This is a genomic window from Streptomyces sp. NPDC057474 (assembly GCF_042802555.1).
Lineage (GTDB): Bacteria > Actinomycetota > Actinomycetes > Streptomycetales > Streptomycetaceae > Streptomyces.
The window spans coordinates 1-2,480 of sequence record NZ_JBHVDX010000465.1 but is presented as its reverse complement, the minus strand read 5'-3'; the positions used below and the strand labels follow the sequence as shown (position 1 = coordinate 2,480).

1 protein-coding gene is annotated in these 2,480 nt (G+C 74.7%); it reads left to right on the top strand.

Translation table 11 applies throughout. The features are described from left to right. On the top strand, positions 1 to 2,480 hold a 2,480-nt coding region (locus tag ACFU53_RS47720), incomplete at both ends, for an SDR family NAD(P)-dependent oxidoreductase (RefSeq protein WP_384006854.1).

The following is a 2,480-nucleotide window of genomic DNA, read 5'->3' as shown; positions in this document are numbered from 1 at the left end:
GAAGGCGACCTGGAGGAGCTGGCCGGCACGCTCGGCATCGAGGACGGGCTGGAGGCCGTGATCCCGGCCCTGGCCGCCTGGCGGAACGCACGCCGTCAGCAGGGACGGATCGACGGTTGGCGGTACCGCGTGGAGTGGCGTGCCCTGCCCGCTCCGGCCCGCGCCGCCACTGACGGAACCTGGCTGCTCGCCGTCCCGGCGCCGCTCGCGGACGACGAGTCGGTCACCGAGACCGTCGCCGCGCTGGAGGTCCGCGGCGCCCGCGCCGCCATCGTGATCGTCGACGCCGACCACCTGAGCCGGGCCGGCATGGGCGCCCTGCTCACACCTGCCGCCGAGTCCGCCGGCGCGTTCACCGGGGTCCTGTCACTGCTGGCGCTCGACGAGCGGCCGCACCCGCAGTGGGCGGCGGTGCCACTTGGGCTGGCAGCAACCCTCACGCTCGTACAGGCACTCGGCGACACGGGTATCGAGGCGCCCCTGTGGTGCGTGACCCGTGGAGCCGTGGGGTGTGGCCGTGACGACGCGCCGACGGCACCCGCGCAGGCCGGTGTCTGGGGCCTCGGCCGGGCCGCCGCCCTGGAGCACCCCAAGCGATGGGGCGGTCTCGTCGACCTGCCCGCGACCGGCCTGGACCGCGCTGTCGACCTGCTGCTCGACGTCATCGCCGTGGGCACCCAGGAGGACCAGGTGGCCCTGCGGGGCGGCACGGCGTACGGCCGCAGGCTCGTGCAAGCGGCCACCGGTGGCAAGGCGGCCGCGCGGGACTGGAAGCCGCGCGGCACTGTTCTCGTCACCGGCGGCACCGGCGCGCTCGGCGCCCACGTGGCCCGCTGGCTGGCCGCGCGCGGTGCCGAACACCTCGTCCTCACCGGCCGGCGCGGCGAGGGCCGGCACCTCGCCGACCTGCGGCGCGAACTCACGCCGTACGGCACCCGGCTCACCGTGGCCGCCTGCGACACCGCCGACCGCGAGGCCCTCGCAGACCTGGTCATCCGCCTTGCCGACGAGGACAGCCCCGTGCGCTCCGTCGTGCACGCGGCCGGGGTGAGCGTCCTCGGCCCGGTCGCGGAGACCGACGTCGCGGACCTCGCCGCGACCCTCTCCGGCAAGGTCCTCGGCGCCGACCACCTCGACGACGTACTGGACGCCGCCCAACTGGACGCCGTCGTCTACTTCTCGTCGATCTCCGGCACCTGGGGAGTCGCCGACCACGCCGCCTACGGCGCGGCCAACGCGATCCTGGACGCCCGCGCCGAACGCTGCCGCGCCGACGGCGCCCCCGTACTCTCCGTCGCCTGGGGCCCCTGGGCGGGCGGCGGCATGATCGCCGAGACCGTCCAGGACGACCTGCGCCGCCGGGGCGTTCCCGTCATCGAACCGGCCGCCGCGATCACCGGTCTCCAGCAGGCGCTCGACCACGACGACACGGCCGTCGCCGTCGCCGACGTCGACTGGCGCCGGTTCGCCGAGGTCTTCACCTCCGCACGCGGCAGCGCCCTGCTCACCGAACTGCCCGGCCTCCGCCCGGCGACGCCGGACGCGGAGACCGGCCGGGACGGGAACGACGGTACCTCCGCCGCGCTGCGCGAGATCGGCGGCCTCGAACCGGCACGCCGGACCGCCGCCCTGCGCACCCTGGTCAGCACACATGCGGCCGCCGCGCTGGGGCACGCCGACGCCGGGGTGGTCAGCGCCGAGGCCGCCTTCAAGGAGCTGGGCTTCGACTCCCTCACCGCCGTCGCCCTCCGCGACCGGCTGCAACGGGCCACCGGCCTGAAACTCCCCACCACCGTCGTCTTCGACCACCCCAGCATCTCCGCCCTCGCCGTCCATCTCGACGACCGCGCGTTCGGCGGTGGACAAGGGGAGCACCCGGCCCCGGCACTCGCGGACAGCGTCCGTGCGCCCGGCAGCGGTGCCCCCGAGGACGACGCGATCGCGATCGTCTCGATGGGCTGTCGCTTCCCCGGCGGTGTCCGTACCCCCGAGGACTTCTGGCGCTTGGTCACCGACGGCGTGGACGCCATCACCCCGCTGCCCACCGACCGCGGCTGGGACCTCGACGCGCTCTACGACCCCGACCCCGACCGCACCGGCACCAGCTACGTCCGTGACAGCGGCTTCCTGGAGGGTGCGGCCGGGTTCGATGCCGGGTTCTTCGGTATCTCGCCGCGTGAGGCGATCGCGATGGACCCGCAGCAGCGCCTCCTGCTGGAGACCACCTGGGAGACGCTGGAACGCGCGGGTATCGACCCGAAAAGCCTGCGAGGCAGCGACACAGGTGTCTACGTCGGTCTCACCGACCAGGAGTACGCCACTCAGTTGCGCGCCGCGTCCGGCGACAACGAGGGATACCTCGCCACCGGCGCGGCAGCGAGCGTGGCGTCCGGGCGCATCGCCTATGTCCTGGGCCTGGAGGGTCCGGCGGTCACCGTCGACACGGCCTGTTCCTCGTCCCTGGTCGCCCTGCACCTCGC